This window comes from Catenuloplanes sp. NPDC051500 (genome assembly GCF_044454585.1).
In the GTDB taxonomy this organism is placed as follows: Bacteria; Actinomycetota; Actinomycetes; order Mycobacteriales; family Micromonosporaceae; genus Catenuloplanes.
In genome coordinates this window covers 1-22,882 of record NZ_JBITDX010000024.1, presented here as the reverse complement: position 1 = coordinate 22,882, position 22,882 = coordinate 1, and the positions used below count along the sequence as shown (strand labels likewise).

Below are 22,882 nucleotides of genomic sequence, written 5' to 3'. Positions count from 1 at the left end.
AGCATTCAGCAGATGTCGGGTAGTACGTCGTGCCAGGCCGTCAGCTCGGCGATGAGGTTCGGTGCTGTTGCTCTGTCCCGTAGCGCGTTCGCGGCCAGCACCAGGGTGCGGGTTACCCTGCAACGCCGCACGTCCGACGGCTCAATCGTGCGCCAGTCCGTGGGAAGGGACCGCGCTGACTCGCGGCTGAGCGGCAACAAGGCGAGGCAACCACCAATGATCTGATCGGCCGACGGTACGCCCGGACGGGCGGGCAGGGGTTCCCTGCTGGCATCGCCGGCGACGCAACGGGCGTACAGCAGTGCGCGCTCCACGCCGGACCATACCTGTGCGGCATCTGCCTGACTCAGCAGCCAATCGTGGAACGTCGTGGCCTGATGTATCCGCTCAGGATGCTCGTCGACGACGAGGTGGATCGCTCCGTGAGCTAACTCGTACCACTCCGCGTGGGGCCGAGCTTGCCGGCCCAGCCACCGGTTCCAGTCGTTCTCAGGCCCGGTGACGGCGGCGTGGACAGTGCGGTGGATCGCGTTGAAGCTGAACGCATCGGACGGTCTCCCCATCGACAGTCGCTCGGCCGACGAGATCTTCGCGATATGGCCGCGCATCCGGTCCGGGGCGTTACCTGTGCCGAAAACCACCGCCCCTGCGCCGGACTCATAGACACGGAAATAGTTGTCGTCGAGAGTCGGCATGGCCTCCGGCATCACCTCGTACCCAAGGTTTCTCAGTTCACGAGCTATGAGCTTCCATTTCAGCGGCTTGGGCATACGGTGCAGTTGGCCCATGAACAGCGTCCCGCGCCAGGTCGCGGCGGGGTACTCTCGCTCGTAATACGCCTCGAGCAGTCCCCAGTCCCGCAGTAGGTTGCCGGAGAATTCGAGAATCCCCTCGCAGGCCGGCGGGCCGAGCAGTCGCTCCAGATCCTCTGGCGAATGACCAAGTGGAATCCCGCGTACCCGGCCGGTGGCCAGCAGCTCGAGGGAGAGCTCGATGGCCAACTCGCGATCACGAGGCCGGTAGCGCATACATGAAGGCTAGACACCGTACGCACCCGAATTTCGGCACGCCGGCGCGCACTAGGCCGATCCCGCCGCCGCTGTGGCCGACGAAGAAGATTGCTTCGGGTGTCGCGTCCGGTGGCCGATGACATAGGTGCCGTGCCAGCGGTCGTACCAGGTCCAGGTTTCCGGTTGTCGCGACCTCGGCGACCGCATTCGTGCTTGGCATGCGAGTTCCGAAAAGGGCCATTGAGCTTTTCATCCCGCGTAGCGCGGGGGCCGGCTGCCACCCGGGCGCACGGTGCCTGTTACGCCGCCGTCCCGGCCGGCGCGGCGCAGGCGCGGCGTAGGACTTCGACGGCCATTTCGCCGTCGACGGCGTAAGCGGCGCGCATGGCTACTGTAGCGATCACCGGGCCGATGAGCCGGTACGTTTGCTCGTCTGTGCCTTCGCATACCAGCAACGCGTCGGCGAGCGCTTCCAGCGCGAAGAACGCTTGATGTTCCTGCATGCCGAGTAGCGCGGCGACCATCGATGCGGAGACTTGGTCAGCCGGCATGACACCGAGCGCACGAAACACCCGAGCAGCGCCTCGAGGAAGAAGGTCGTGGGCGCGGAGCACCGGTGCGGCCAGCGTGTGACAGTCGCCGTGATCAGCGGGATAGGGGTTGGCCATCTCGTTGGCCATTTGGTCGGCTATAGCGGTGATGCTCCAGTTCGGGTGCGCATGGACTCGTTGAGCGAAGATCCGGGCGGCAAAGGCGTAGCCTCCCGTGAGGTTGGCCAGGCGGCGGGCTCCGAGAAGGTCGCCGCCGATACGGGCCTGGCCCGCTACCGCGACGAAGAGCGCGAGACACTCGGAAGGATCCAGCGGGCCGAGGCGAATCCAGTCGACGCCTGGCAATGAGTGGAGGCGTCGCGTGGTGGTGAAGATCAGCGCGGCGTCGGGCAGCATGAGGCGAAGCCGGTGCAGCTGCTCGGCATCGCGCACGTTGTCGAGCACCAGCAGTAGCCTGCGACCCGAGGTTAGACGGAGCAGCTCTGCTGTCTTGGCCGCAGGGTTCCGGGGTACGTCCTGGGCGTCGCCGAGCAGCCGCAGCAGTACGTCTTCGACATCGCCCTTTTCGAGGTCGTGATAGATCCGGCCGGCGGGAAAGCGGTCGGCGAGGCGATGTGCGGCGCGGATGGCGAGTGACGAACGCCCCGAGCCGGGCATGCCGGCCACCCCCACGGCAGGGGACCTGCCGTCCAGCGAATTCTGGAGCGCGGCCAGCTCGGCGGTACGGCCTACGAAGTCGGCCGGGTCCGGCGGCAGGTACACGGCCCCCTTCGCCGCCACCGGTTCCCTCGTCACCGCGGACGAGTCGTCCCGCAGGACGCTTGCGTGAGCGTCTCGCAGGCCCGGACCGGGTTCCAGGCCGAGTTCGTCACGAAGCATCCGATAGCCGGACTCGTAGGTCTGCAGGGCCTCGGAGCGCCGGCCCCGCCGGTGCAAGGTGCGCATGAGTAAGGCGCGCAGGTTCTCGTGCAGAGGCTGCGCTTCGACGAGCCGCGTCAGCTCGGCGAGATCCTGGGCGGATGGCACGCCGATGCGCAAACGCGCCGATATGAGCGACTCGAGAGCCGACGTACGAGCCTCGGCCAGCCGGGTGCGCTGCCGCTCAGCCCAGTCACCGCCCACTCCGTTCAGCGCCGGCCCCTGCCACGACTCGAGCACAGGATGCAGCAGCGTCTCGGCCTGTTCCCAGGATCTGTCACGGATCAGGACGGAGGCCTGATCCGCCGCGGATCGCAACTCCCACACATCCACGCTGACATCCTCACCGCGCAGCGCGTATCCATCACCCGAGGTGACGATCTCGGCTGTCGTACCGCGGAGAAGACGCCGAAGTCGAGAGAGGTAGCTGCGCATCGTGCTGATCGCCGAACTCGGCGAATCATCACCCCACAGCACGCGGAAGAGCTGCTCCACACTTGTGGGCTGACCCTCACTGAGTGTCAAAGCCGCGAGCACTGCTTGCTGTTGCGGTGAGCCGACGGGGAGCTCGTCGCTGTCGCGCCATAGCCGCACCGGGCCAAGAAGCGAGATACGTACGCTCATTGTGCAAGCCCAACCTTCAGGAACTGTGGTGGCGCACGTCCCTGATTCCATGGACTCGCCAGAGGGAATCCTACCGGCGGAGCCGACGTCATCACCGGGACGGCCATCGCCCGTCAGTGCACTCGCCGGTCTTGGCGAGAGCCATAATGCGCAGCATTCGCTCGATGAAGGAGTCTCCGTGGCCGTGCCGCATGAGGCCCGTCAACGCGGAGCTTTCCTGACTGACTCCGCGTACGGGCCTCATGCGGCTCGACCGAACAACTGCCGTTCCCCCTCGTCAACATTCCTGCCAGCTCTCACCAATCGGTTCGCGCTTTGATTCAGCCATGACAACTGATCTTGCTGATCTGGCGGTCCTGAGGGCTCAGGTGGCCGGCCCCGTTGTGACGCCTTCCGACGAGGGGTACGCGGAGGAAACCTCCACCTGGAACCTGGGCTTCTCGCAGACTCCCGCCGTTGCCGTGGGAGCCACCTCGGCCGAGGACGTCGTCGCCGCCGTTCGCTTCGCCGGGGCGCACGGCCTCCCGGTCGCTGTCCTCGCCACCGGCCACGGTCCGCTGACGGCCGCCGATGGAGCAATGCTGATCAACGTACGGCGGCTCGACAGCGTCGCGATCGACCACAGCGCCGGAACCGCCACCGTCGGCGGGGCAACCGAGTGGCAGACCGTCACTGATGCCGCGGCGAAAGCCGGTCTGGCTCCTGTCAGTGGATCCTCACCCAATGTCGGCGTGGTGGGCTACACCCTCGGCGGCGGCCTGAGCCCCGTGCTGGGCCGCCGGTACGGCTGGGCCTCGGACCACGTGCTGTCGATGGACATCGTCACACCCGACGGCGAGTTGCGGGTGGTCACGGCGGAGTCGGAGCCCGACCTCTTCTGGGCCGTCCGCGGAGGCAAGTCCAACTTCGGCGTGGTCGTGTCCATGACGTTCACCCTCGTGCCGGTCACCCGCTTCTTCGGCGGTGGCATCTACGTCGACGCCGAACACGCGCCGGCCGTGCTTACCGAGTTCCGCCGGCTCGCCGAGCTCGACGACGACAAGCTCACCGTCTCCTTCGCGATGCTGCGCATGCCACCGCTGCCCTTCGTACCCGAGCCCCTGCGCGGTCGTGTGAGTCTGCACGTGCGGTTCTCGTACCTGGGTGAGGCCACCGCAGGCGCCGAGCTGATCGCCCCGATGCGATCGCTGGCACCCGCGCTCATCGACACCGTCGGTGAGATGCCGTACGCGTCCTACACCTCGGTCCACAACGATCCCGTGGACCCCGTAGCCACCTACGACCGCAGCCAGTTGCTCAGCGGCTTTCCGGCAGACGCGGCGGCGGCCCTGATCGAGGCGGCCGGGGCTGGCGCGGACACCTCGGTCCTGCTGGTCGAGGTCCGGCAACTGGGCGGCGCGCTCGCCCGCGAGGCACCTTCGCCCAGCGCTGTCAGTCACCGCGACGCCCCCTTCTCCCTGATGGTGGGGACGGCCGGGGCGCCGGGACAGGCCGCCGCGGTGGCGGCGGATCTCGACCGAATCATGGAGGCGATGGAGCCCTGGCATCACACCGGCACCATGCTCAACTTCCTCAGTTACGCCGACGCGGACCCCGAACGGGTGGCGAGCGCGTACTCGAAGGACGCCTACGAGCGACTTCTCGCCCTGAAGCGCGTGTACGACCCCACCGGCCTGTTCCGCCTCAATCACTCTCTGACAGGCACCATCACGAAGACGACTTCGTAACCGTGGGCGCACTCTCTTTTCGCTGAACAACCGACGCGAGCGGGGGCGGGCCGTCCTGACACACCCGTGCCCCGTCGCCGCCGCATCGGCCAGGATCTAAAGAAAGGCCGATGACGGTACGGCCCCGATGGCAGGAACGGCCAAGGGAGCCGAGCGTGAACGGTCACACCAGCGGCGGCACGACGGCCAGAGCCCTCGGTCGCACGTACGCTCGCGCGATGGGAGTCGAACGAGCGGCGGCGGGCCTGCCGTCCCGGATGCTCGTGTCGAGCGCACCCCTGGGCTGGCGATCGGTCGAGGCGGTGACGTACGCCGACCCGCCCCGCGCCGAGGAGTTCACGTTCCGGCCCGACCGGTTGATGCTGGTCCTGATCGTCAGCGGCCAGTTCACGATCGAGCGCCGGGACCGGGGAAGCTGGCGCCGCGACTCCCGCGGCCCCGGCTCGCTCTGCGTCGTCGCGTCCGGTCATGACGCCCGCGTGCGCTGGCGGGCCGCCTCTGCCGCGCCCATACGGTCGTTGCAGCTGCACCTCTCCCCCGGTGCCACGGGAGTGGCGTGCATCCCTGACGAGGCGACGCTCAGCGACCCGTTCCTGTCCGCCGGCGCCTGGGCACTCCTGCGCGCGCTGGACACCGGCGGTTCGGCCCTCTACGCGGACTCCGTCGCCCAGGCCCTGATCGCCCAGCTCGATCTGCGGGCGCGGGCTGCGGCATCGCCCCCGGGCGGCACGGCTCGGCCGCTGGGCGCCCGGCAGGTCGAGCAGGTGACCGACTACATGCGCGCCCACCTGGCCGACGACGTCACCGTCGATGACCTGGCCGCCGTGGTCAACGTCAGCAAATTTCACTTCATCCGTACGTTCGCCGCCAGCACCGGCCTCACCCCGAGCAGGTACCTGCGCCGCCTCCGGGCTGGTACCGCCGCCGAGCTGCTCACCGCCACCACCTTGCCGATCGCCGCGGTAGCCGCACACTGCGGCTACCGCAGCGCCGGTCAGTTCGCGGCGATCTTCCGTGCTGAGCATGGCGTGAGCCCCAGCGCCTACCGCGGTGCACACGGCGGCGTGGGCCCGGGCGACCCCCGCAACTCCGCAATCAGCCGGTAGAGCGGCGCAATTCCCCGAGCCGGTCCGGGCCCTGGTCACGCAAGCATTACTCGAGGCCGACCCGCTCGATCAACAAGGGAATCACCATGACCTACGACTACTCCACCGACGGTTTCGATCACATCGTCGTCGGTGGTGGCGCGGCCGGTTCGGTCGTCGCCGCCCGGCTCTCGGAGAACGCGGATCGCCGGGTGCTGCTGCTCGAAGCCGGACCAGCCGATGCGGATCCGAACATCTCCGCGCCACACGGGGTCTTCCAGTTGCTGCGCGGCCCGCTCGACTGGAGCTACACCACCACTCCGCAACCGCATCTGCACAACCGGGAGATCCCGGTCTCGGGCGGACGGCTGCTCGGCGGCGGCGGCTCGATCAATTACCAAGCCTGGTTCCGCGGCCACCAACTCGACTACGACACCTGGTCCGCGCGCGGCATGAAGGGCTGGAGCTGGGACGAGGTGCTCCCCGCATTCACACGCAGTGAGGACCACGAACTCGGCGCGTCGCAGTGGCACGGCACTGGCGGGCCCATCCGGGTGAGCACGGCCCAGGACATCAGCCCGCTCTCGCTGGCCTTCATCGCGGCCGGGGTCGACCAGGGCCTTCCACTCAACCGCGACTTCAACGGCGCCGACCTCGACGGTGTCGGTCTCATGTACGGCAACCTCTGCGACGGGGAGCGGGTCAGTGCCGCCCGCGGCTACCTGCGCCCGGCAACCGATAGACCCAACCTCGAGGTACGAACCGGGGCGCTGGTCCGCCGCGTCATCACCGACCGGGGACGCGCGGTCGGCGTCGAATACCTCGACGACTCGGGCAGGCTGACGACCGTACACGCGGATTCCGTTGTCCTGTCTGCGGGTGGCATCCGCTCCGCGCAACTGCTCATGCTGTCCGGCATCGGGCCGGCCGACCACCTGCGCGAGCACGACATCGACGTCGTCGCCGACCTGCCCGGCGTGGGCGGCAACCTGCAAGACCATCTCTCGGCCATGGCCATCTGGCCGGTCACCCACGGCTCGACCTGGCTCGACGCGTACACCCCGGAGAATTTCAGCCGCTACGAGCGGGAGCGAAGCGGTCCGCTCGCCTCGGTCGGCCAAGCCGCAGGCTTCCTGCGGGTAGGCCACGGCGCGCCGGCACCGGACATCCAGCTGATGCCCATGCTGATCGACTTGTCAGGCAGCGGACAACCCGGCTTCACCTGCCTGGTCACGCTGCTGACTCCGGAGAGCCGGGGAACCGTGCGACTCAGGTCGGCAGACGCGGCGCTGAACCCCCTGGTGGACATGCGCTACATGGAGAGCGAAAAGGACCGCCGGATCCTGATCGACGGCCTGCGCGCGACGCTGGCACTGGGCGAGAGCCCGATCTTCCGCGCGGTGACAGGCGAGCCGATCCTGCCCGGCGCCGCCGATGACACCACGCTCGACCAGGCGGTCAGGGCCTCCGCGATCTCGATCAACCATCCCGCGGGCACCTGCCGGGCCGGCGTGGACGACGCGTCGGTGGTCGATCCCACGCTACGCGTGCACGGGGTGACCGGCCTGCACGTCGTGGACTCCTCAGTCATGCCGACACTGCCCCGCGGCAACATCCACGCCCCGTCGATCATGATCGGCGAGCGAGGCTCCCAGCTGATCGCCGCCGCATAACCGCCCGCCGGCAGACCTGTCCCGGCCACTCTCACGATCGGCCGGGACAGTCCCTGGCGAGTCACGGATGCTTCGGAGACGACATTCTCGTTCACTGCCCGGCCTGCTCCAGCCAGGCATCGGTCCGGCAGATCCCCGTTTGGATGAAGGCAGGCAAACACCGCGACGGCCTCCTGCGCGCCGTCCACCATTTGCGGGCCCGCCTGCCTTGAACAGAAGGCGACCGGCCACCTGCTCGACGGCGAGATTGTCGACGGCCGACAGCGGCCCGCGACGGGCGGCGATGCCGAGGCTGACTTGGGGCACTCTCCACCCTCCGTGCACCAGGCCCGCAGGCGAGCTTCCAGACACCCACCTGCGGGCCGGGCAGCCTTTAGAGATCAGTGCGCCACTGGTGATAGATGACGCTACTACCGACGCACTGCGCGGTGTAGACGTCATCGTTGAAGTTCGCGCTGAGACAGCGGCCCGTGCCGTTGTTCATCAGCTCACCGAAATTGGTCCAGCTCCAGCTGTGATACACGGTCGTGCCGTTACACGCGGTCGGGTAGACGTCATCGTTGTAGTTGGCGCTCAGGCACTTACCGCTACCGACACCGTTGTTGATGAGAGCCGTGTAGCCAGTCTGGACATAGGTAACCCAATACCAGTCGTGGTAGGCGATATTGGTGCAGGGGTACACGGTGTAGATATCGGTGCCGTTCGAGCTGAGACAGGCACCGGTGCCCCGGTTGCTGATCCGAAACGTGGAAGGCGCCGCAGACGCCGACGACGGCGCGACCAGCGTCAGTGCGGAGACGGCCGCGATCGCAAAAATAGCTGCGGCCAAGCGGCGAAACAGTGTGATGCCTTGCAATGTTGCCTCCCCCGTAAAGGCGGGCACGAACGAGACGTCGCACCCTGCGCCGATCATGGAAGCATAGATACACTCCACTCAGCAAGATTGAGAGGTGAATCAACGATCAAGCAATGCTGAATCCAACATGAACAAACCTCTCCGCGAATTCACCTGTCTGCAACCATTCAGACAGGCTGCGATATCGTCGTCAACGACGGCTTCGCACCAGAACGTCGCCACTCCCCCGCAACCGGGCATCGCACACAACGGACCTGCAACGAGGTGCGCCGGACCCGCCCGCCCGGGACCGGTTTCAGCCGCGCGGCACGCGCGCCCTGCCCCTGTCTACGTCGGCCGTAGAGCGAGGACATCCGTCCTACCGGCGAGTAGCGCACTCTCCGGTCGGCGGTAGGCGCCAGACGGGGAACGCGGCGGCCGAGATCCATGACGGCCGCAGCCGCTGCCCGCGCACGCTCGCGCGTGACCAGCTCAGTGTGCTCGTGCTACTACCGACCGGACCGGTCGTCGCCGCCGGTGCGCGGCCGACGCTGATCGCCGCGGCCGCACCGACTGCGGCGGCACCGGTCATTCCCGGTGAGCCGGTTCTCGGACCCGACGCCCATGAGGAAGGACACGCCGAGGCCACTAATGCTTAGCCAGAGCTATTGCCATAGATTGGCAATAAGCGTCGCGGTGGCCTGATCGCGACGACGCGAACCCGAGAGGTGGACGATGGCCGTCTACACGCTTCCCGACATGCCCTACGACTACGGCGCACTCGAGCCGGCGATGTCCGGGCAGATCCTGGAACTGCACCACAGCAAGCACCACGCCGCCTACGTCAAGGGCAGCAACGACACCCTCGACCAGCTCGCCGAGGCCCGCGACAAGGGCGACTACTCCACCCTCGTCGGCCTGGAGAAGACCCTGGCGTTCAACCTCTCCGGGCACGTACTCCACTCGATCTTCTGGAACAACCTCTCCCCCGACGGCGGCGGCCGGCCCGAGGGCGAGCTCGACGCGGCGATCGCCGAGCACTTCGGCTCGTTCGACGCGTTCGCCGGGCAGCTGTCCACCGCGACCAAGGGCGTGCAGGGCTCCGGCTGGGGCATCCTGGCCTGGGAGCCTCTGTCACAGCGCCTGATCGTCGAGCAGGTCTACGACCACCACGGCAACGTCGGCCAGGGCTCCACGCCCATCCTGGCCTTCGACGCCTGGGAGCACGCCTACTACCTGCAGTACAAGAACGTCCGCCCGGACTACGTCGACCGGCTGTGGGACCTCGTCAACTGGCAGGACGTGACCAAGCGCTTCGACGCCGCCCGCGCGGCCGGGAACCCGCTCATCGTCGCACCGTGACCGACGCCTTCCAGGCAGCCCAACGCGCCGCCGGGGTCATCGCTGCCAAACACCGCGGCGACCTCGCCGGCGCGGAGGCACTGCTCGCGTCCTTCCCGGACGAGGCCAGCAGGACCCGCGGGTTCTGCCTGCTCGCCGAGCTGTCACTCAGCCTGGTCACATCACAGACCGGGCAGAGCATGGACGAACTGGTCCAGGAACTGACCCTGCTGATGGAATCGATCCCTGGCACGGCGTGAACCCTCGACACCCTGATCCGCCGCGTCCACTCGATCGGCGCGGCGGATCGGCTCCCGCGGTTCCCTCATGGACAGCGGCGGGATCTTACGGTGAGGAACGGGCCTACGGGCAAGCCGCTGGATCCATCCGGAACCGGCCCGGCGATATGCCGTTGGCGCGGCGGAAGGCCTCGCTGAACGTGAACTCCGTCGAGTAGCCGACCCGGCGGGCGATCGTCGCGAGCGGGGCGTCCGTCTCCCGGAGCATGGTCGCCGCCTGCGCGAGACGCCAGGCCCGCAGATATGTGATCGGCGGCTGACCTACGGCTGTGGTGAATCGCTGAACGAACGCCGTGCGTGACATTCCGGCGGCCTCGGTGAGCTGCCGCACCGTCCACGGTTCGCCCGGGCGCGCGTGGATCTCGCCCAGCACGGCGGCGATCACCGGGTCGTCGACCCGCCACCAGGCGGCATCGCCGTTGCGGGCGAGCCACTGGCGCAGGATGTGGGTCAGCAACAGGTCCAGCAGCGCCGGGCGGGTCGCTCCGGTGCCCGCCGGACTCTCGACGATCTCGGTGCGTAACAGGTCGGCAAGCGTGCGCAGCACCGGGCTCTCGTCGTAGTCCGGCGTGATCGCCATCTGGTGGGGAAGCATCCTCAGCAGGTGATGCGCGCGCCCGTGGTCGAGCCGGTAGCCGCCGCAGAGGAACTCGAAGTCGGCGTGATCCCGATCCGGCTGGTTCTCGTGCATCACCGCCGGCGGCAGATCGACAAGCCGGACCGCCGCGTGACTGAGCCCGTGCTCAGCCCCGGACGGGGTGAACACGACGTCTCCGGGCGCGAGCGCACGCGGGCTCTCCTCCGCAGTGATCAGCCATCCGCGGCCGCGCAACACGACGTGGAATCCGCTGCCGGTGAACTCTTCGAATCGCATGCCCCAGGCGCCGGACTCCTTGATCCGGTACGCCGCCGCCCGCCCGACACGCACGCTACGGATGACGTCGGCCAGCATGTCCATGCCGGCCGACTCTACGAGGAGCGTCAGTCGCCCGGCACGCCGGGGACCCGGGCGTGCACGATGTTGGCCCGCCCGACGAGGTGCCCGCCACCGCCGGTCCTCAGCTTTCCGGCCTCCTCCGTCAGCAGAGCCTCGAAACGTCCACGGTCCGCGGCGAGCGCCTCGGCGTACTGCGGATGGAATGCCAGGATCGGCTGCAGCTCCCGGATGAACGCCTCCGGGTCCGGAACGGCGCACTCGACCTCGACGACCTCCGACACCGCGTCGACGCAACCGGCCCCGACGAGCGCGGCCTCCACCTCGGCGCGGTCGAGATAGCTGCTCAGGGCGGGCACGAACACCCCTATCCGGGGATCGTTCATGCGTGCGACGGCCCGGCCCAGCGGCTCGAAGAACGGCGCGCTGCGTGCGTCCGCCCACCCCGCGACGCTGATGATGCCGCCGGGGCGAACCACCCTGACCATCTCGGCCAGGGCTTTCGGCGTGCCGGGACCGAAGTTCAACACACCCAGCACCGAGTACGCGGCGTCGAACTCGTCGTCGCCGTACCGCAGATCAAAAGCATCCATCACCGCGCCGGAGCAGCCTCGGTACGACCGCAGCCGCTCCTGGAGGCGGTACGTCATCGCCGGCGACGCATCGATTCCCCGCACGCGGTATCCACGCTCGGCAGCGGTGACGGCAAGGGCGCCGGTGCCGGCGGCCACGTCGAGCACGGCGCCACCGGCACGCGGTGCGGCTTGATCGAGCGCGGCCTGTGCCATGCGCCGGGAGAACGGCTCCGCCCACCGCTCGTACGCGGGAATGACCGGGCCCCAAGGATCTTGATCTTCACTCACGGGAATCGAGTCAACCGGACGATCACCGCCCATTCCATCCGCGCACGTCCCGGAACCATACGGCCGCGTCCGCCGGGCAGGAGTGCAGTGCCGGGGCCACGGCGCGGAGGTCGGTCTCGACCTGCGGATGGCCGATTAACGTACCGCGATCGCGGATGTAATCGGTCGGGCCCGAGGTCTGTGGCATGGCAGGATCTCGGACGTGACGGTCGGGGAGCCCTGGTATATCGGCAGTTGGATGGACGTGGTCGAGCGGCCCGAGATCGTCGACGACGTCGTCGAGGCGAACGGCGAATATGCCGGCGTCGCCTTGCTCGCCCTGGTGCTCAACCATCCTGAGCCCCAGATCGTGCTTCCTCGAATCAAGCGGGCGCTGGTTTCGCCTCGTGCCCAGACCAGGGCAAACGCGCTGCAATGCGCGGGTCACTACACCCGGTTGCACGGGTCGATCGACCACGATCTGATAGCGCTGCTGCGTAGCGCCTTGAGCGACCAGACCCGTGCGGGTGGTTTCCAGATCCGCGGTTATGCAGAACACGCCGCCGCCGATGTCGGCATGTTCGCGCCACGGCGAAGGCTTCCCCGGTGGTTCCGCCGCCGATTCGCGGGGCCGAGGCGTTCACGCCGTTGGTGACGCCGCCTGGATCCGGGCGTCGTTCAAGGGCGTCCGGTAGAGCCGACGTAACAGAGCATCCGGTAGTCGACCCCGGGCTCGATGTTCACGAAACCGTGTCGCTCGTAGAACCTCCGGGCGTCAACGTCGACCTCATCGACGTTGATGTGCATCTCGGGGCAACCCCGCTCCCGTAGCAACTCGCGGGCCTGCGTGAGCAGCGCGGTACCGGCCCCGTGACCGCGGCTGGCAGGCACGACATACAGCTCGTCAAGCGTGGCCACCGGCCCGTCGAACCAGATCGCCGGTCGCAGGGTGATCAGGGCGAAACCGGTCTCCTGCCGGCCGTCCGACGCCAGCAGGGCGATCACCGCGTCGCTGGCCAGGATCCGCGCGAAACGGACCGCCAGCACGGGCTCGCTGTCGGTCTCGGCGTCGAACTCGGTGTTGAACTCGTACAGCAGCCGCGCCAGCGTCCCCGCGTCCGACGCACCGGCACGGCGGACGTGCTGCTCACCAACACCCATATCTGCACTATGGCAGCTTCGGTCGGCCGCCTCCAATGAATAGGGAACAGGCCTGGAATCGCGATCCGGACGTTTAGACATGGTCGGCTTCCAGCCGTCGTGAGCGGCACGGCCTCGACCGTCCGGGCCGGAGGAGGGCTACAGCGCCCACCCCGGGTTGTAGCCAGGCCGGCCGGCGTAGGCGGAGGCCAGAGCACGCAGCGTGTCACACGGAGTCTCCACCGGGGCCCGATCATGGTCGTCGAGGGTCATCTCTCCGCAGGACGTGCACCAGCCGAGCCCGTCATCGCGATGCATCTCCAGAATCGCGCGGTGCGCGGCGACCACAGTGCCGGGTTCCTGGCCGCCGTCGAGCTGGGCGCGTAGCCAGGTGACCAGGTCAGTCATGATGCCTCCCGCATGTGAACTGCGACCGACGTTACGTGCGCAGCGCCGCGAACCGGTGAGCGGGTACCCACGAGCACACGATCCATCGGGGGTACGCGATGGGCCGCCCGAGTCTGCTCACCGTCGGCATCTGCCGGCCGGTGGCGTCTCGGTCACCGGTGCCGCGACGCCCTTTCAGCGCGCCGGCCTTTCGCCCTTCCCGCTGGAACTCGCATCGGCCCACCCGGCAGTCCTGACGCGATCCTGCACGGCCTCCTGATCCGGATCGAGCCGCCACCGCGGGCTCGTGGGTCTTCTCTCGGCAGCGACGCTGCCTGCACGTGAGGCCTGCGCCCGACCGTTGCTCAGGCCGCGGAGGCGCCCCGGGCGGTGGCCCGCTCGTACAGGCCGGCATCTCCCTCGAGCGGGGCCGTGGGGATCACCGCCCACCGGGTGATGAGCCATCCCCCGGCGGCGCGTCGGAGGGCGATCTCCCACCGGCCGCGCATGGTGACGTACGAGACCGTACCGTCAGCTTCGGTGATGTAGTGGTAGGCGACCATGTCGGCGCGACCCCGTGCCTCGTCGCCGTCGACCGTGACGAGCATGTTGGAGAGGTTGTGCTGCGTTCCGTCGAAGCCGTTGAGGACCGCGGCAGGGGCGGCGACGAAGTCCTCGGCCGTCAGGTCGGCAGGCACTCCTCCCACGTGGCGGGAGGCGTCGAAGTGCACGCGGTCGGCGAGAAGCGATCGTAGCCGGGCCCAGTCACGGTCGTCCGACGCTATCGCGGCGGTGGTGAGGATGTCGCTGATCAGCGACTTGTCCATGAGCAACGAATCCATCGGCGCACGTCCTTCGAGATGAGCAGTGGACCTCGCCCCTCTCGGGCGGGCCTTGATCCATCTTCGGGCGGGTGATCGTCACCGGCGGGGGCCAGGTTGTCCCCCTTGGTTCGTCTCGCGGCCGGTGTGTGCGGACGGTGGCGTGTGCCGGTCTGCGCTTTGAGGCCCAGGCGGGACTTCCAGCTTCACTGCCGGGTGGCGAGCGCGGCTGCCTGCTCGCGGCAGGTGTGGCGGAAACGGAGAGCCTCACACCGCTTTCGCCGTGGCCAGGCTTCCCGGCCGCGGCGGTTTCACTTATTACCGCGCTCTTACCGGTTGCTCCCACGGCTGACAACAAATGATGCACGTCGATAGGTTTTCGGTGCGTGACGATCGGTCACGCAGCCAATGGGAGGAGAATCGGTGAGGAGAATGCTGGCCTCGACCGGCGCCATCGCTGTGGTGCTGGGACTGGCGATCGCAGTGCCGACGGCCGCGCAGGGCGCGCCGTCAGGTGGTGATCGGAAGCCCGACCGCGCCACCGCGCTGGCCCGGGCCGACCAGGCCGTATCGGCGCACCGAGCGGCGATCAAGGGAGCGGACGGCGAGAGGTACATCGCCGGGCGGGTCATCATCGATGCCTCGGGCGCCTCCCATACCCGCTATCAGCGGACGTATCAGGGCTTGCCGGTGCGGGGTGGCGACTTCGTCGTACACAGTGACGCGGCCGGGCAATTCGCCGGGGCGGACGTGGCGCAGCCGGCGGCCGTCTCGTTGCCGTCCGTCACTCCGAAGTGGACCTCCGGGCAGGCCGTCGATGCGGCCAAGCAGGGGTTCAAGGGCACTCTGTCAGGGCTGCTCGGCAGCACGCTGATCGTGGACGCCGTGCAGATTCCGCGACTCGCCTGGCAGGTGCGGCTGTCCGGCACACGTGCGGACGGCCAGACCCCGAGCAAGGAGAACGTCATAGTCGACGCCCATACGGGTGCCGTACTCCAGCGCTGGGATGACGTGCGGGTGTTCATCCCGTCCGCACAGATAACGGCAGCGGCGGCAGCCCCGAAGCCGGCGGCACGCGCGGCCGCCGACGCGCCGGCCAAGGGTTCCGGCATCGGCATCTTCAACGGAGCCGTACCGCTGGACACCACGGCGAAAACGGGAGGCAGCTACACGCTTGAGGATCCGACCCGGGGCGACAACGACACCTGCACGTTCGGCAACAACACCAATCTGTGCAGCACCCTGTGGGACACCGACAATGCGTGGGGCAACGGTACGCAGGCTGATCGCCTCTCGGCGGGCGTCGATGCGCACTACGGTGTCGCACAGACCTGGGACTACTTCAAGAACGTCCATCAGCGCACCGGCATCCGTGGTGACAGCAAGGGCGTCCGGGCGCAGGTGCACTACAGCTGGAACTACACCAACGCCTTCTGGGACGGAACGAATGTGACGTTCGGCGACGGCCAGAACAACGCCAACCCCTTGGTGGCGCTCGACGTGGTCGGCCACGAGCTCAGCCACGGATTGACCGATTCGCTCGCCGCCCTGGAGTACAACGACGACGCGGGCGGCCTCAACGAGTCGACGAGCGACATCTTCGGCTCGATGGTCGAGTTCGCGGCGAACAATCCGAACGATCCCGGTGACTACGACATCGGCGAGGAGATCAACCTGTTCGGCGACGGCCGGCCGTTGCGGTACATGTACCAGCCCAGCCTGGACGGCCGATCCTTCGACTGCTACCAGTTCCCCTGGCCGAACTACGACCCGCACTACACCTCGGGTCCCGGCAACCACTTCTTCTACCTGCTCGCGGAGGGCTCATCCGGCGGTCCGAAGCCGAGCCCGACCTGCAACGGCTCCACCGTCACCGGCATCGGCCGGGAACGGGCGGCGAAGATCTGGTTCCGCGCCCTCGACGCCCACTTCACCAGCACCGAGTCGTACCGCAAGGCCCGGCAGGACACTCTCAAGGCCGCGGCGGACCTGTACGGCATGTGCAACGACGAGTACAAGGCCGTGCAGACCGCCTGGTCCGCGGTGAACGTCTCCGGCTCCGACGCCGTGTGCACCGGCCCGGGTGGTCCGCCGCCGGGCGAGCTTCCGCCGGTGGAGAGCAACTACTTCTCCAACACGAACCGCATCGTCATCCCCGACGGTCCGATCGGCGAGGCCGAATCGCCGATCACCGTCACCAGTCAGCCGACATCGCCTCGCGACCTGAAGGTCAAGGTCCTGATCTACCACGGCGAGCCGCGCGACCTCATCGTGGACGTGATAGCCCCGGACGGCACGGTGTACAACGTCCATAATCGCGGCGACGGCTACTACGACAGCATCGACAAGACGTACGTCCTGGACGTGTCGTCGAAACAGCCGAACGGCGTCTGGAAGCTCCGCGTCCGCGACAGGAGTTCCAGGGATAACGGCTCGATCCAGTCCTGGTCGCTCCAATTCTGACGCTGGTGCGCAGGTGAACGCCGGGCCGCGACCTCGCCGAGGTCGCGGCCCGGCGCGGTGACGAGGTCACCGGCGCCCGGTGGCAGCGCTTCGCTGCGCTGCCGCCCGCCACGTCAGGAAAGGCGCTGGTTCGCGATCAGGGCCAGCAGGGCGGCATGGGTCTGCTCGTCCGCAGCCGCGACGAGACCGCCCGCCCCGGTATGGATCGGCCCGCCGTCGATCCCGGTGACCACGCACCCGGCCGCCTGGCAGAGGGCGATTCCGGCCGCGAAGTGAACGCTGTCGCGGAGGTGGCCATCGGTGACGTAGGCGGCGCGGCGGCCGGCGGCGACCCACGCCACGGCCAGCGTGGTGGAGACGACCCGCGGGCGGAACTGTGCGATGAAACCCTCATCGGCGAGCATCCGGGCGGCAGAGAAGCTCCCATGATTAGGAAACGGCGGGTCGAGATTGACGTCCACCAGCCTCGACTCGGCCGACGGGGTGAGTCGCTCGTCCGTCCCGTCGCGACGGACGTACGCGGCGGTGCCGTCGGTCCAGAACACCTCGTTCGTGAACGGGTCCGCGGAGGCGGCAACCGTGGTCCGCCCGCCGGTTCGTAGCGCCACGTTGACCGAGGCCAGCATGTTCCGCACGGCGAAGTTCACCGTTCCGCACAGGGGGTCGACCAACCACAGTCGATCGTTCACGCCGTCGCCCGTGTGCCCGCTCTCCTCACCCAGTACGAGATCCTCCGGCCGCGCCGCACGCAGGACATCGATGATGGCCTTCTCCGCCTCGATGTCGGCCGTGGTGGCGAAGTCACCAACGGACTTCTCGAAGCGTGTCAGCGATGATCCGTAGTGCGAGCGGACGACCGAGGCGCCAGCTTCACTCGCTTCGGCGGCCAGTTCGCGGTCGGTGATCGTCATGCGGAAACCATAGATGCCCATAACGCCTCACGCCATGGAACGGCGCGCACCCTCGGGGCCTTATAAATCTATTTACATCTATGTAATTCTGAGGAGCCGGAATGCCGTCCCAGGAGGAGTCCCCATGACGCCCACTTCCCATCACCGGCGGCGACCGCGGCGGTCCGCCGTACGCCACCGGTTCGTCGCCGCCCTGTTCACCGCCGTCATGTGCGGCGCGGCCGCGTTGACCGGGGCACAACCGGTGGCCGCCGCGGCGGCGCCCTGGGTGACCGTGACCGAGGGTTTCGTATCGTTCCGGGTTCCGGTGGCCGACGTCCAGAACGCCGTCGGCACCGTGTCGTCGATCGTCGTCGAGGCGAACTTCGGCCCGTCCTCGAACGTGTCGGAACTCGGCCTCGGCCGCTCCGGCGATGCCTGGACGTCGGTGATCGGACCACTGCCGGCCGGGTTGTACCACTACCGGCTCAAGGCTGACGGCACGAGGATCTTCGCGGATTCCACGAACAGTGCGACTGTCACCTCGGATCCGAGCTGGCGAACCCTGTTCATCCCGGGTGACTCCGCGCGGCTGCTCACCGATGTGCCCACCGGCCAGGGCGGAGCGATCACGACGATCACCTACCGGGGCCGGGCGGCGAACGTGTGGACCCCGCCACGGTACGACGCGCGCCGGAGCCGGCCGTACCCGGTGTTGTACCTGCAGCACGGTGAGGGCGGCGGCCACGCCGACTGGGCCGAGCTCGGACGCGCCCGGCAGATCCTGGACAACCTCTCGGTCGAGGGCCGGATGGAGCCGATGGTCGTCGTGATGGGCGACACCTCCGGCTCCCGGAACGAGCTCGAGCACCTCATGCGCGCCGTGCACGCCAGGTACCACGTCGCCCGCGACTCGGCGCACCAGGCGCTCGCCGGCGCCGACTCCGGCGGCACACAGGCCCTTCGTACCGCGTTGACCCGCCCTGGCGAGTTCGCCTACGTCGGGTCGTTCGCCGGCGCCTACCCCGAAGGCGGCCTCCACATCGACGCCCGGTCGGTCAACGCGGGCACCCGATTGCTGCGGCTGTACACAGGCAATGTGACCGACCCCGCGTACAACCCCACCTACCGGTTGCTGCGCGGGCTCGACCGGGCCGGCGTCAGGCACGAATTCGACGGGGTCAACCCCGACGCCGGTCACAACTGGACGGCCTGGCAGGAGAATCTGGCCGACTTCGTGCCCAGGCTGTTCCGTTCCGCGCCGGACCCCGGGCCGAGCAGCGGGCACCTGCCCCTGCGGGAGGAGTTCAGGCCGCCGGCGCCCGGAACGACCCCGACCCCGTGGCTCACCACCCTCGCCAACGGCGACACCTTCGTCACGGTCGAGACCGGCACCGAGTTCACCGGCGCGAAGCAGGTCACGCTCTGGGGCAACTGGGCGCCCGGTGGCAGCTGGGTCAATGTCCCGCTGACCCGCGTCGGTGACCGGTGGCGGGGAACCGTGGGACCGCTCAAGCCCTGGTTCTACTACTACAAGTTTATAGTGGACGGCGTCTCGCAGAAGGACGCCGCGAACCCGACGCGCGTCACCACGGAGCCGACGTGGAGCACGTTCCTCGTCCCCGGTGCGCGGGCGCGCCTGCTCACCGACGTCCCGCCCGGCCAGGGCGGCACGGTCGAGACGCTCACCTATCACAGCACCGTGGCCGGCGAGCAGCGCTCGGCGTACGTGTGGACGCCGCCCGGCTACGATCCGGACCGGCCGGCCCCGTACCCGGTGCTCTATCTGCAGCATGGCGGCGGCCAGAGCTACACCGACTGGGTCGAGATGGGCCGCGCCAGACAGATTCTCGACAACCAGTTCCGTGACGGCGACATCGTCCCGATGGTGGTCGTGATGGGCAACGGCAACGTTCCCGACTTCACGAGGGAACTGCGGGAGAACATCGTTCCGGCCGCCCGCGCCGAATATCACATCGCCGATGATCCGGCGGGGCAGGCGCTCGCCGGCCTGTCGATGGGCGGATTCCAGACGTACGACGTCCTCAAGACGCACCCCGGCGAGTTCGCCTACATCGGCACGTTCTCCTCGGCGATCGGCACACCCGGCGGCGGCGTCGACCCCACCGGCTACGACCCCGAGGCGATCAACAACGGCACAACACTGCTCCGGGTGTACGTCGGCAACGTAACCGACTTCGTGTACCCCTTCACGATGGCGACGATGGCCGCGTTCGACCGCGTGGGCATCCGCTACGAGTTCGCCGGGGTCACGCAGGGCCCGCACGGCTGGGACGCATGGCAGAAGAACCTCATCGACTTCGCCCCACGGCTGTTCCGGCCGGACACACAATGATCCTTTTCCATCCCGGGTACGGGTCGGCGTCGCAGGTGAACCCAGTCTCATGAGCGTTGGTGAGCAGCCTGAGGCCGGCCAGGTCCCGGCCGCAAGGCTGCTCGCCAACTGACGGGTCGCACGCCCACCGCGCCGCGTACGACAGGTGAACTCGGCCGGCACGGTGCCGCCGGCCGAGTTCACCTGTCGAGAGGGTTGCGCAGCACGCCGCCGAGGTCGGCCGGCATCTCGATCTCTCGCAGGCCTCGGTCGGTGGCGACGAGAAGGGTGCCGGTGAGCGGGTCGATGGCCGCCGAATCGGCCATGCCGTCGACCGGCAGCACAGCAAGACAATCGCCGTCGCCGGTACTCAGCAGCACGAGGTTGCCGTCGAATCCGAGCACGATCATCCGCCCGTCTGCGGTGATGCACGGCTTCGTGAACCAGCCCATTGGCGCTCCCACCGCCTCCAGCGGCGCACGCACGCCGGTTGTCCTGGCGTCGATGTCACGCTGCCACGTGACGGTGCCATCGATGCCGGCCAGTAGCACGCTGCCGCGCCACCCGGGAGCACGACCTCCACCGCCGACCGACGATGTCTCCCAGATGACCAGGTGGCGGCCGTCCGGGGTGAACACTACGGCCGGGATCGTGTCGCTGGCCGGCCGCTCGACTTCGGTGATCAGCTCGAGCGTTCCCTGCTCAGTGACGCGGTCGACGCGTACGTGGGCGCCGGCCTGGAACGAGCACGTCGTCGCGAGAAGCGAACCATCGGCGGAGAAGCTCACGCAATCCGTCCGCTCGCCGGCCTCGGCGTCGGCGGTTACCCGCCGGGCGTCCAGATCGAACAGCACGACCCGTTCGGGCCCGGTGGCAGCGGCCAGCCACCGGCCGTCCGGCGAGAACGCTAGAGCGCTGACGTTCTCAAGCCCGTGCAGCGACTCCGGGTCGGAGAGGTCGTCGTCACGAAGTTCGGCGGGTCCGTCAACGGGTACGACCGCGATCAGCCGGCGCCGCGGGTGCACCGCGAGATGACGGATCGCGGCGTGCTCGGTCGAGACGATCACCTCGGGTACCCAGGGCCAACCACACCGCCAACGGACCAGGGTCGCGTGGCCGGCGACGCTGTAGGCGATGCCTCCGTCCCTACCCAGGTGCAGCGCCCGTTGTGAGCTGCCGACGACGATCGGAGGACTGGTGGGCTCGGTCAATGCACCTCCCGCGCTCGCCAGCAGCACCCGAATCTCTTGCGATTCGCGTCGACGAGCCAGGTGGACCGGGCTGCTGCCACCGTGATCGCGCGTCACCGCGTCGGCCCCCTCCCTGAGCAGGAGTGTGACCAGGTCCATGTCGCCGTTCAAGACCGCGTGATGCAGCGGCGTACGACCCTGATCGTCTCGAGCCCCGATGTCCGCGCCTGCGTTCAGCAGCACTCGCGCCTTCGCTGCACCGGCATGGTGCAACGGCGTGCCGCCACGGTTATCCCTCGCGCTGAGCGAGGCACCGCATCGCAGCAGCACGGCGCTCACCTCGCCGTCTCGAGCGCAGTGCAGCGGCGTCTGCCCGAACTGGTTGCGCTGATCAGGATCGATCTCGCCACTCGCCCGAAACAACAGCTCGGCGATCTCCGCGGTCGCAGCGCGGTGCAATGCCGTATCTCCGTTATGACGCCGGGCTCGCACGTCGGCTCCGGCCCCGATCAGCACCCGGACCGCCTCGGCCGCTCCCGAGGCGGCGGCCGCGTGCAACGGCGTCTCGCCCATCCCACCCCGCGCGTTCGCCGCCGTCGGATCCTCGACGAGGATCCGACCTAGAACAAGCACATCGCCGTCCCGCGCGCACGTGATCACCATCGGCTCCCGCATCGACCACGCCCCCATCGCCTCGGCAAAGCCCGGTCCCACCGCCGTGAACCGACCCCAGCCCCAAGCTTGCCGGACGACACCCTCAGCCTTCCGGCAAGGGGTGGATGCGCGGATCTGCCGATGTGAGCGCGTTTGCCGGATGTTTACGATGACGGGAGTGAGTGATCTGCTCCTATAACTAGACAATCAGTTTAGGACGCGAAGAACAAGGCTTGTTCTAGCGATATCCCGGGCTCACGCTTGTGTCATGGATTGGGATCCGTTCACGACACTGCAACGCGCTCTCTGGATCGGCGGCGGCCAGTGGGCCGGCAAGTCCACTGTTGCTGGAATCATCGCCGAGCGGCACGGGCTGACCCACTATCACTACGACTACCACGACGCCCGGGGACATCTGGATCGCCGAACAGCCCGGCGGCTACGCCTTGGGGAGGCGATCACGGATCCCGACGCGGAGAGCATGTGGATCCGGTCGACTGTCGCGCAGTCGGTCGATGATGCCCTCGCTGTTTGTGTCGAACGCTTCGACTACGTCCAGGACGACCTGCGCGCCCTTGTAGCGCCGCGACCGATCATCGCTGACGGCTGGGGTCTCCGTCCTGAACTTGTCGCGCCGCTGACGTCCTCCCCGCGGCGCATGGTCGTCATGGTGCCCACCGAGGAGTTCCGCCGACACCAGCTCCGCCTACTGCCACGAGCCGGCGCAGCTCCGCTCGACGTCAGCGACCCCGAGCTCGCTCAGCGCAGGCGAATCGCACGTGACAGTCTGATCGCCAAGGACGCGGTCCGTAACGCCAGACGTCTCAGAATTCGCGTTATCGACGTCGACGGCTCCCGCGATGCCCATGCCATGGCAGATCTCGTGGCCGATCATTTCCACGAATTCCTGCCATAGGCACCTCATCGACTCACTCTTCTGCCGCGCATCGAGTGCAGCGGTCAGGGTCTCCGTCACGCTCGGTGTCGCGGTCCTACGTGGCGGGCGTCCGCTGTTGTCGAGAAATTGGTGTTCTCGGGTTGCTGTCCTCACGTGTGCGTGGGGGTCAGGCAGGGCCGTTGCGTAGTCTGATGGCACGGCGCTGAGCTGGGGATTCGAGGTATGAATGGCCTCTGTAGAGGCGAAGGTGGCGGGTGAGATCACG

General features: G+C 68.1%; 19 protein-coding genes. 9 read left to right on the top strand and 10 right to left on the bottom strand.

The genetic code is table 11. The annotated features are described in order from the left end of the window. Positions 1-5: 5 nt before the first annotated feature. The gene (locus ACIA8K_RS34180; RefSeq protein ID WP_396066889.1) at positions 6-1,028 is read right to left on the bottom strand and encodes a hypothetical protein; all 1,023 of its coding nucleotides are present in this window, start codon (positions 1,026-1,028) and stop codon (positions 6-8) included. Between the two features lie 281 nt (positions 1,029-1,309). Continuing rightward, on the bottom strand, positions 1,310-3,103 hold the full coding sequence (locus ACIA8K_RS34175; protein WP_396066887.1) for a BTAD domain-containing putative transcriptional regulator: 1,794 nt from the start codon (positions 3,101-3,103) through the stop codon (positions 1,310-1,312). A gap of 242 nt (positions 3,104-3,345) precedes the next feature. Between ACIA8K_RS34175 and ACIA8K_RS34170 the strand changes: the two genes are divergently transcribed. From ACIA8K_RS34170 to ACIA8K_RS34160, 3 genes are all read left to right on the top strand, one after another. Further along, positions 3,346-4,830: an FAD-binding oxidoreductase gene (locus ACIA8K_RS34170; protein ID WP_396066885.1), complete on the top strand. Its 1,485-nt coding sequence runs from the start codon at positions 3,346-3,348 to the stop codon at positions 4,828-4,830. Positions 4,831-5,048: 218 nt separating this feature from the next. Continuing rightward, the gene (locus ACIA8K_RS34165) at positions 5,049-5,936 is read left to right on the top strand and encodes a helix-turn-helix domain-containing protein (RefSeq protein ID WP_396066883.1); all 888 of its coding nucleotides are present in this window, start codon (positions 5,049-5,051) and stop codon (positions 5,934-5,936) included. An 86-nt stretch (positions 5,937-6,022) separates the two neighbouring features. After that, the gene (locus ACIA8K_RS34160) at positions 6,023-7,588 is read left to right on the top strand and encodes a GMC family oxidoreductase (RefSeq protein WP_396066881.1); all 1,566 of its coding nucleotides are present in this window, start codon (positions 6,023-6,025) and stop codon (positions 7,586-7,588) included. A gap of 373 nt (positions 7,589-7,961) precedes the next feature. Here ACIA8K_RS34160 and ACIA8K_RS34155 read toward each other — a convergent pair whose 3' ends face one another. Further along, on the bottom strand, positions 7,962-8,501 hold the full coding sequence (locus ACIA8K_RS34155; RefSeq protein ID WP_396066879.1) for an RICIN domain-containing protein: 540 nt from the start codon (positions 8,499-8,501) through the stop codon (positions 7,962-7,964). A gap of 657 nt (positions 8,502-9,158) precedes the next feature. Between ACIA8K_RS34155 and ACIA8K_RS34150 the strand changes: the two genes are divergently transcribed. Together ACIA8K_RS34150 and ACIA8K_RS34145 are read left to right on the top strand one after the other, a co-directional pair. After that, positions 9,159-9,785, top strand: a complete 627-nt coding sequence (locus ACIA8K_RS34150; protein WP_396066877.1) for a superoxide dismutase — start codon at positions 9,159-9,161, stop codon at positions 9,783-9,785. After that, positions 9,782-10,024, top strand: a complete 243-nt coding sequence (locus ACIA8K_RS34145; RefSeq protein ID WP_396066875.1) for a superoxide dismutase — start codon at positions 9,782-9,784, stop codon at positions 10,022-10,024. Before ACIA8K_RS34150 ends, ACIA8K_RS34145 begins: the two co-directional genes overlap by 4 nt. Positions 10,025-10,127: 103 nt before the next feature. Here the strand turns inward: ACIA8K_RS34145 and ACIA8K_RS34140 are convergent, their stop codons facing one another. Together ACIA8K_RS34140 and ACIA8K_RS34135 are read right to left on the bottom strand one after the other, a co-directional pair. Continuing rightward, the gene (locus tag ACIA8K_RS34140) at positions 10,128-11,021 is read right to left on the bottom strand and encodes an AraC family transcriptional regulator (protein ID WP_396066873.1); all 894 of its coding nucleotides are present in this window, start codon (positions 11,019-11,021) and stop codon (positions 10,128-10,130) included. A 23-nt stretch (positions 11,022-11,044) separates the two neighbouring features. Next, complete coding sequence (locus ACIA8K_RS34135) at positions 11,045-11,860, bottom strand: class I SAM-dependent methyltransferase (protein ID WP_396066871.1); 816 nt, start codon at positions 11,858-11,860, stop codon at positions 11,045-11,047. A gap of 202 nt (positions 11,861-12,062) precedes the next feature. Between ACIA8K_RS34135 and ACIA8K_RS34130 the strand changes: the two genes are divergently transcribed. Beyond that, entirely contained in the window at positions 12,063-12,494 is a 432-nt protein-coding gene (locus tag ACIA8K_RS34130; protein WP_396066869.1) for a hypothetical protein, read from the top strand. Positions 12,495-12,517: 23 nt separating this feature from the next. Here ACIA8K_RS34130 and ACIA8K_RS34125 read toward each other — a convergent pair whose 3' ends face one another. From ACIA8K_RS34125 to ACIA8K_RS34115, 3 genes are all read right to left on the bottom strand, one after another. Further along, positions 12,518-13,000: a GNAT family N-acetyltransferase gene (locus ACIA8K_RS34125; protein WP_396066867.1), complete on the bottom strand. Its 483-nt coding sequence runs from the start codon at positions 12,998-13,000 to the stop codon at positions 12,518-12,520. 138 nt (positions 13,001-13,138) lie between these two features. After that, positions 13,139-13,387 carry a DUF6221 family protein gene (locus ACIA8K_RS34120; protein WP_396066865.1) on the bottom strand — a complete coding sequence of 83 codons (249 nt, stop codon included), beginning with the start codon at positions 13,385-13,387 and terminating at the stop codon, positions 13,139-13,141. 344 nt (positions 13,388-13,731) lie between these two features. Beyond that, positions 13,732-14,208 (bottom strand): nuclear transport factor 2 family protein, encoded by a 477-nt coding sequence (locus tag ACIA8K_RS34115; RefSeq protein ID WP_396066863.1) that lies wholly within the window; start codon positions 14,206-14,208, stop codon positions 13,732-13,734. A 411-nt stretch (positions 14,209-14,619) separates the two neighbouring features. Here ACIA8K_RS34115 and ACIA8K_RS34110 point away from each other — a divergent pair, with 411 nt between their 5' ends. Next, positions 14,620-16,650, top strand: a complete 2,031-nt coding sequence (locus tag ACIA8K_RS34110) for a M4 family metallopeptidase (protein ID WP_396067103.1) — start codon at positions 14,620-14,622, stop codon at positions 16,648-16,650. Between the two features lie 113 nt (positions 16,651-16,763). Here the strand turns inward: ACIA8K_RS34110 and ACIA8K_RS34105 are convergent, their stop codons facing one another. Then, complete coding sequence (locus ACIA8K_RS34105) at positions 16,764-17,561, bottom strand: inositol monophosphatase family protein (protein ID WP_396066861.1); 798 nt, start codon at positions 17,559-17,561, stop codon at positions 16,764-16,766. A 124-nt stretch (positions 17,562-17,685) separates the two neighbouring features. Between ACIA8K_RS34105 and ACIA8K_RS34100 the strand changes: the two genes are divergently transcribed. Continuing rightward, positions 17,686-19,896 (top strand): alpha/beta hydrolase, encoded by a 2,211-nt coding sequence (locus ACIA8K_RS34100; protein ID WP_396066859.1) that lies wholly within the window; start codon positions 17,686-17,688, stop codon positions 19,894-19,896. 179 nt (positions 19,897-20,075) lie between these two features. Here ACIA8K_RS34100 and ACIA8K_RS34095 read toward each other — a convergent pair whose 3' ends face one another. Beyond that, positions 20,076-21,740, bottom strand: a complete 1,665-nt coding sequence (locus tag ACIA8K_RS34095; protein WP_396066857.1) for an ankyrin repeat domain-containing protein — start codon at positions 21,738-21,740, stop codon at positions 20,076-20,078. A gap of 247 nt (positions 21,741-21,987) precedes the next feature. Between ACIA8K_RS34095 and ACIA8K_RS34090 the strand changes: the two genes are divergently transcribed. After that, positions 21,988-22,635 carry a hypothetical protein gene (locus tag ACIA8K_RS34090; RefSeq protein WP_396066855.1) on the top strand — a complete coding sequence of 216 codons (648 nt, stop codon included), beginning with the start codon at positions 21,988-21,990 and terminating at the stop codon, positions 22,633-22,635. Positions 22,636-22,882 lie beyond the last annotated feature (247 nt).